This is a genomic window from Halomonas sp. (assembly GCF_041689495.1).
In the GTDB taxonomy this organism is placed as follows: Bacteria; Pseudomonadota; Gammaproteobacteria; order Pseudomonadales; family Halomonadaceae; genus Halomonas.
Window position 1 is genome coordinate 1 of record NZ_JBDNGD010000294.1, and the last position, 6,514, is coordinate 6,514.

Consider the following 6,514-nt stretch of genomic DNA (forward strand, 5'->3'; position numbering starts at 1 on the left):
AATGCGGAGTTACAGCCAGCCCATGACAGGCGCACCATCGAGAATTAAGTAAAGTGGACAAGTCAAGGACGATATCGATGAATCAGGCACAAAAGTGCCGCCGACGAAAAAGACGTCAGGGCGCAGATAGATAGAGCAAGAAAGGGCAAGCCGAGGCCATCGAGGATGGCGTCCCATAGGGGGTTCGAACCCCTGTTACCGCCGTGAAAGGGCGGTGTCCTGGACCACTAGACGAATGGGACGTAAACAGCGTGTCGAGATGAGATGGTGGAGCCTAGCGGGATCGAACCGCTGACCTCGACACTGCCAGTGTCGCGCTCTCCCAGCTGAGCTAAGGCCCCGTCTCGTTACGCGACTCCTGTCGCGATGACGAGCGCAGGCTACTGATTATCCTCGCCTTCGTCAACCGTTTTTTACACGCTCGGCGCCTGTATCTCTCTGAATTCCTTCTCGAACCGCTTGGCCTGTTTCTTGGAAACGCCGCCCAGCACCTCGATGGCATGGCGCAGGCGGGCACGGGTCATGTCGGAACCCAGGATCACCATGGCATCCATCACCGAGGTACTGGCACTGGAGCCGGTAATGGCAATGAAAACCGGCGCCAGGAAGGTCTTCATCTTCAAGTCGAAGTGGCCGGCCAGGGATTTCACTTCAACCAGCAGGGCCTCCTTGTGCCAGGCCGACACGATCTCGAAACGCCATACCAGGAACTGCAACAGCTTGAGCAGTTCCTCGCGGGAGAGCCTGATGTCATCGAAACTGCCCTCATCGATGGCGGGCAGGCCGGAGAAGAAGTGACCGGCCAGCGGCACCACGTCGGACAGGGTTTCCACTCGCGGGCGCACCTGGGGCAGGATCTCGCTGACATAGGCCTCGTTGAAGGCCCAGTCCATCAGCGCCTTGAGGAATGCCTTGTCGTCGAGCTCCTCGCGAATGTAGACACCGTTGAGCCAGGTCAGCTTCTCGAGGTCGAACACCGGCCCACCCAGCGAGACCCGCTGGATATCGAAGTGGCTCATCATCTCGTCGAGGCTGAACTTCTCACGCTCGTCGGGCATGGACCAGCCCATGCGTCCCAGGTAGTTGGTCACGGCCTGGGGCAGGAAACCCATGCGACGATAGTAGTTGATGGAGGTCGGGTTCTTGCGCTTGGAGAGCTTCGACTTGTCCGGATTGCGCAGCAAAGGCATATGGCAGAGGACGGGCATCTTCCAGCCGAAGTGCTCATAGAGCAGCTGGTGCTTGGGCGCGGAATTGATCCACTCCTCACCGCGAAGCACATGGGTGATCCCCATCAGGTGGTCATCCACCACATTGGCCAGGTGGTAGGTCGGCATGCCGTCGGATTTGAGCAGGATCTGGGCATCCACCTGGGCCCAGTCTACCTCGATGGTCCCCCGCAGCGTGTCCTCCACGACACAGCTGCCATCGGCCGGTACCTGCATGCGCACCACATAGGGCCATCCTTGCTCCTCACGGCGTCTCACCTCGTCAGGCGCCAGGGCCAGGTCATCGGGCTTGAGGGCCAGGTGCATGCCGGCGGCCTTGCGCGATTCACGCAGTTCATCGAGCTCTTCCGCTGTCCGATAGCACTTGAAGGCATGACCCGAGGCAATCAACTGTCGCGCGTATTCGGCGTAGATGTCCCCCCGCTCGCTCTGGCGATAGGGGCCATGGGGACCACCGACGTCCGGACCCTCGTCCCATTCCAGGCCCAGCCAGCGCAGGGAATCGAGGATCATCTGCTCGGATTCCGCCGTGGAACGTGCACGATCGGTATCCTCGATGCGCAGGATGAACTGGCCGCCATGCTGGCGAGCGAAGCACAGATTGAACAGGGCAATATAGGCGGTGCCCACATGGGGGTCGCCGGTGGGTGACGGCGCGATACGCGTGCGTACAGTCATGTCGTCCTGGGTCCTGTCATTGAGAATGGCCCCCCGAACCGGGGTGGTGGCCGCATTATACGCATCTGGAGGTCACCGAGCAGCCGCGGGACGGAATCATTGACGGGTGACAGGGTCCATTCCTGAACCTGTTCATCGCTGCATCATCGCTGCAAGAGGACCGACATGCTTACCCGACTGCCCGATGGCTTCACCGCCCTGGTGACCGGTGCTTCCGGCGGTATCGGAGGTGCCGTCATCGATGCGCTGCTCGCCAGTGATCGTCCGGACCGTGTGATCGGCGTCAGCCGCTATACGACCCACCGGGAAGATGATCGTTTTTCCTCCCTGGTCCTGGACATCACCACCGATGCCGGGCTCGAGGAACTGGCACGGAAGCTGGAAGACCAGGCGCTGCACCTGGTCTTCAACGCCATCGGCATGCTTCACGACGCGTCATCAGGAATAGCGCCGGAAAAGAAGCTCGACGACCTGGACGTCGAGGCCATGACAAGGCTCTTCCATGTCAATGCCACCACCCCCGCCCTGCTGCTGAAGGCTCTGCAGGGAAACCTGAAGGGACGTCACCCGGTCACGTTCGGCAGCCTCTCGGCCAGGGTCGGGTCCATCGGCGACAACCCCCTGGGTGGATGGTATGCCTACCGGGCCAGCAAGGCCGCCCATAATATGCTGATCAGGACGGCCGCCATCGAAGTCAGGCGGCTCAATCCGAATGCCACCCTCCTCAGCCTGCATCCCGGCACCACGGATACCCCGCTGTCCTTGCCTTTCCAGTCGCGAGTACCCGAGGGGAAGCTCTTCACACCGGCATTCGTGGCACAGCGACTGCTGCAGGTCCTCGACCATCACGGCCCGGAGGACAGCGGCTCCTTCCTCGACTGGGATGATGCGAGCATCCTCTGGTGATCTTCCGCACCCCTTGAAGCTTGGTGGAGGGGTGGCGATCACGGAACGCGGTATTGCATACTGCATACTGATGAAAGATGATTATGGCGCTCAACAAAAATTGACAGGATGAAGAGATGGATTCGTTAGGTCCTCGTATCAAGGCGCTCAGGCTAGAGGTTAATCTCAATAAGGCGGCCCTGGCTCGAAGGGTCGGTGTCTCCGACGTCACCATCTCCTATTGGGAGTCCGGTGCCATCAAGCAGATCGGCCACGAACGCCTGGTCGCCCTGGCTCAGGCGCTGGAATGCCCGCTATCGCGATTGATCGAAGGCGATGATGGCGGCCAGGCCACTCCTCTCTATCTGGACCGCCAGGCGCCGGCGCCCTGGCTGGCGCCAACGGCTAAGGCCATTCTGATCCCCTTCGAGTTGGTCCCGAGCCAGGAATGGGAGGGCGAGTGCTACTTGGTCACCCCGGCCCCGGATAATACCTTCGATTTTCTCCAGGCGGGGGATCTCGTAGCCATTGCACCGACGGGGATCTTTCGTCAACCGGGACTCTACATCGTCGACATGGAGGGCACCCTGGGCGTTCGCCGGGTGACCCAGGACAACAACGGCGAGTTGCGGTTCGAAGGGGAACGCAAGGAAGACGCTGGATACCATGGTCCCGACAGCCGGCTCGTCGCCAAGCTGATCGCCCGGTGGTGCTCGACCCCGCTTTGACATCCTAGTCGATGCTCAGCACTTCGACCTGGTCGGTGGTGTCGATGCTCAGCACTTCGACCTGGTCGGTGGTTCGACGCGGCTCATTGCCGATCAGGAAACGGTGGGACCGGCTGGCGACCTGACCAAGCCCGTGGGGTGAGGTGCCGACCAGAGGCCCGGTCAGATACTCCCCCTCCTCCCCGATCCGCTGCTGGACGGCCAATGGCTGAACACTGGCTTCGGGGAGATTTACGGTGATGCGGTATCCTCCATCGGGATAACCGCTACCGGGACCGAAAGGCCCGGCGGAAAAACGCCCTTCCTGCTGAGTCGTTCTGTCCTGCCAGCGACCCCCGCTGGCCTCACGCTCCACCACGACACGCAGGCTGGTACCATCCGGCAGGTTGCTTTCTCCATCGACCATGAGGAGACGGTCGTTTCTCAGGGTAATGCCGAAGTCGATCTCGACCGGCTCCTCGAGAGGCGCCAACTGAGGTTCGGGTTCCGCCTGGCTCGTTTCCGGTTCGGCCACGCCCTCGACCCTGGAGACGTCATCCGACCCGCCATCGTCACTGCCACCGCAACCCACTACCCATATCGCCACGATTCCCGAGCAGCACCATCGACGCCACGCTTTCATTCATGCCCCCAAGCCGGTTGATTGATCTCAAGCCTACCACCGCCGCCGAGTGCCGTCGCGACAAGTACGGCGTTCTTTTACTCACCCTTGTGAGCCAGGCTCATCAGGTAAAGCGCCGCCGCCAGGGCGAGCACCGAGAGTGCCAGGTAGATGGCATCCAGGGGTGTCTGAAAGCGGATATCCACCACCGCGCGAAAGAACTCGATGATCACCGCCAGGATCACCACCCGGGCAATCTTGTCCTTCAATCCATCGAATGACTGGACATTGAAGGGATGGCTCGAGGCATGATCCTCGGCCTGCTCGATGGGTGACACGAACAGCCGGTAGACGCCCAGCCCGAAGATCAGCAGCACGATGGCGATCAGGTAGATGTCCACCGCCATGATGATATCGGGGATCACGGTGTCATGGATGTCTTCGGTCCCGCCAATCACGTAATAGGCCAGGGTACCGACCACCACCTTGATGATATCGATGGTGCCGATGACAAAGAGCACCAGGGCACCGATCAGGCTGGGCACCACCGCCAGCATGACGAGTAACCGTGAATTCCATAGCCAACGCTCGAAAACCGTCTCTACCTTGTGCGTAGATTCCTCGTCCCTTCCGGGCTTCTCGTCCATGCGGTCGTCTCTCTCCGGGGTGGTTGGCAATGAGCGGGCAAGCCGGATCGTTCGCAGTATGTATGCACGCCACTCCCGCCACCCTACAACGACACGTCGATCAGGTAGCAGGGCTGATACAGGTGACGGGGAGGCTGGGGCCAACGGAGCATGCCTGGCTCCATCCAGACTGGACATTGACCTCGCCCGGTATCAATGGCATGATAGACACAGTTGGTTAGCAAGATGCATATTGTCAGTAGTAGTCGAATCCTTTCGGTTGTCTGGTCATATCCCCTTGTTTTACCCACTAGTATTCGGGGCTACACCCGGTAATTTCGTATCCGGCGCACTGCGCCAAAGAAAGGAGTCATAACATGGCTACTGGCACCGTCAAGTGGTTCAACGACGCAAAAGGTTTTGGTTTCATCACGCCCACCGATGGCGGCGATGATCTCTTTGCCCACTTCTCCGAAATCAAGGCCGAAGGCTTCAAGTCCCTCCAGGATGGTCAGCAGGTCTCCTTCGACGTGGTTCAGGGCAAGAAAGGCCTGCAGGCCTCCAACATCGAAGTCGCCTGATCATCGATTAGTCGGATTTCGCGAGCCGCGAGGCTCGCATCACCAGGGCCCACTGATGCGGGCCCTGGTGTTTATGCGTGTCCGGTTTCCCGGTGCGCCTTATGAACCGCCGACGCGACTGGTAGACTATCCCTCTCTTCCGAACGACACCCCTGTGATGCCGATGCCCCAGCTCGACCGCACCTTCTCCGTGGCCCCGATGATGGACTGGAACTCACGCCAGTGATAGCGCGCATCACAGCCACCCTGTAGCAAATTCGCAGCAGCGCGAAACAGTTTCCGTCTCTGACTCAGCTGCAGCACCGCCTGAGATGATTCTTATCGTTGCCCTGGGCGGCGAGGTGAAAGAAAGCGATGGATCGCGCCGCCAGTCACCAATTCCCCCTCCCCCCGACGAGACGACAAGGGCAGTCGTGATTAGCTGACAGCTAAAAATAATTTTATTTTTTAGCCATAAGCTATAATTGACCGGTGAAGACAATCTCGTACAGCAAAGACGCCTTGAAAGTCTTGAAGCGCATGCCGCGCCCGGATGCGCAGCGCATCCGACGCAAGATCACGGACTATGCCGAGGACCCGGCGGCTCAGCGCAACAACGTCAAGGTGCTGGTTGGCAGCGATTATATTCGGCTACGGGTGGCGAACTGGCGGGTGATCATGGATGACCGGGGCACAGTGTTGTTGGTGCTGATGGTTGGCGTCCGCGGCGACGTCTATCGCTAACGAATCACGAGGAAGCAGATCATGGGTACACCACAATTCATCCAAACGACCGCCGGCGAGCGTCTGGTGGTGCTGAGCGAGCAGGACTACTCCACGCTGCTCGAGCAGGCGGAAGACTACCTTGGCATTCAGGCAGCGAATGAAGCCCGCGCGCGCATCGACGCGGGCGAGGAAACCTTTCCCTCCAGCGTCGTCGAGGCATTGCTCGACGACGTGGCACCAGTGAGGGTGTTCCGCGAATACCGGGGGATGCGAGCAGGCGAGCTGGCCGAGAAGGCGGGCATCAGCCAAGGTTATCTGTCGGAGATCGAGGCAGGCAAGAAGACCGGTTCGCTGGGCGTTTTGAAGCGGATCGCCGAGGTGTTGGGCGTGGAGTTGAGCGACCTTACCTGAACCAATGGGCTGCCGATGCCATCGCCCGCGCGGCCGGTGAGACTGACCTGCAGCGCAACCTGAGCGTTGT

At 60.2% G+C, this 6,514-nt stretch carries 8 protein-coding genes and 2 tRNA genes; 5 read left to right on the top strand and 5 right to left on the bottom strand.

Features of this window, described 5'->3' with window-relative positions; genetic code table 11:
* Positions 1-166: 166 nt before the first annotated feature.
* From ACESMD_RS09880 to gltX, 3 genes are all read right to left on the bottom strand, one after another.
* Positions 167-242: transfer RNA gene (locus tag ACESMD_RS09880), tRNA-Glu, on the bottom strand.
* Positions 243-265: 23 nt separating this feature from the next.
* Positions 266-341 (bottom strand) — tRNA-Ala (locus ACESMD_RS09885).
* A gap of 72 nt (positions 342-413) precedes the next feature.
* A complete protein-coding gene (gene gltX / locus ACESMD_RS09890) occupies positions 414-1,907 on the bottom strand; it encodes a glutamate--tRNA ligase (protein WP_372612709.1) in 1,494 nt (497 codons plus the stop codon).
* Positions 1,908-2,072: 165 nt separating this feature from the next.
* Here gltX and ACESMD_RS09895 point away from each other — a divergent pair, with 165 nt between their 5' ends.
* On the top strand, positions 2,073-2,813 hold the full coding sequence (locus ACESMD_RS09895; RefSeq protein ID WP_372612711.1) for an SDR family NAD(P)-dependent oxidoreductase: 741 nt from the start codon (positions 2,073-2,075) through the stop codon (positions 2,811-2,813).
* A 116-nt stretch (positions 2,814-2,929) separates the two neighbouring features.
* The gene (locus ACESMD_RS09900; RefSeq protein ID WP_372612713.1) at positions 2,930-3,520 is read left to right on the top strand and encodes a helix-turn-helix domain-containing protein; all 591 of its coding nucleotides are present in this window, start codon (positions 2,930-2,932) and stop codon (positions 3,518-3,520) included.
* A 4-nt stretch (positions 3,521-3,524) separates the two neighbouring features.
* Here the strand turns inward: ACESMD_RS09900 and ACESMD_RS09905 are convergent, their stop codons facing one another.
* Together ACESMD_RS09905 and ACESMD_RS09910 are read right to left on the bottom strand one after the other, a co-directional pair.
* Entirely contained in the window at positions 3,525-4,106 is a 582-nt protein-coding gene (locus tag ACESMD_RS09905) for a hypothetical protein (protein WP_372612715.1), read from the bottom strand.
* Between the two features lie 113 nt (positions 4,107-4,219).
* Positions 4,220-4,768, bottom strand: a complete 549-nt coding sequence (locus ACESMD_RS09910) for a YqhA family protein (protein ID WP_372612717.1) — start codon at positions 4,766-4,768, stop codon at positions 4,220-4,222.
* Between the two features lie 356 nt (positions 4,769-5,124).
* Between ACESMD_RS09910 and ACESMD_RS09915 the strand changes: the two genes are divergently transcribed.
* The 3 genes from ACESMD_RS09915 (at position 5,125) to ACESMD_RS09925 (ending at position 6,444) form a co-directional block, all read left to right on the top strand.
* Positions 5,125-5,328, top strand: a complete 204-nt coding sequence (locus tag ACESMD_RS09915) for a cold-shock protein (RefSeq protein ID WP_372612719.1) — start codon at positions 5,125-5,127, stop codon at positions 5,326-5,328.
* 471 nt (positions 5,329-5,799) lie between these two features.
* Complete coding sequence (locus tag ACESMD_RS09920; RefSeq protein WP_372612721.1) at positions 5,800-6,051, top strand: type II toxin-antitoxin system RelE/ParE family toxin; 252 nt, start codon at positions 5,800-5,802, stop codon at positions 6,049-6,051.
* A 21-nt stretch (positions 6,052-6,072) separates the two neighbouring features.
* On the top strand, positions 6,073-6,444 hold the full coding sequence (locus ACESMD_RS09925) for a helix-turn-helix domain-containing protein (protein WP_372612723.1): 372 nt from the start codon (positions 6,073-6,075) through the stop codon (positions 6,442-6,444).
* The last annotated feature ends 70 nt before the right edge of the window (positions 6,445-6,514 follow it).

What these genes read in the sequence shown, in the direction of transcription:
- gltX (WP_372612709.1), bottom strand. Translation starts at nt 1,907, where the DNA reads ATGACTGTACGCACGCGTATCGCGCCGTCACCCACCGGCGACCCCCAT.
- ACESMD_RS09895 (WP_372612711.1), top strand. Translation starts at nt 2,073, where the DNA reads ATGCTTACCCGACTGCCCGATGGCTTCACCGCCCTGGTGACCGGTGCT.
- ACESMD_RS09900 (WP_372612713.1), top strand. Translation starts at nt 2,930, where the DNA reads ATGGATTCGTTAGGTCCTCGTATCAAGGCGCTCAGGCTAGAGGTTAAT.
- ACESMD_RS09910 (WP_372612717.1), bottom strand. Translation starts at nt 4,768, where the DNA reads ATGGACGAGAAGCCCGGAAGGGACGAGGAATCTACGCACAAGGTAGAG.
- ACESMD_RS09915 (WP_372612719.1), top strand. Translation starts at nt 5,125, where the DNA reads ATGGCTACTGGCACCGTCAAGTGGTTCAACGACGCAAAAGGTTTTGGT.
- ACESMD_RS09925 (WP_372612723.1), top strand. Translation starts at nt 6,073, where the DNA reads ATGGGTACACCACAATTCATCCAAACGACCGCCGGCGAGCGTCTGGTG.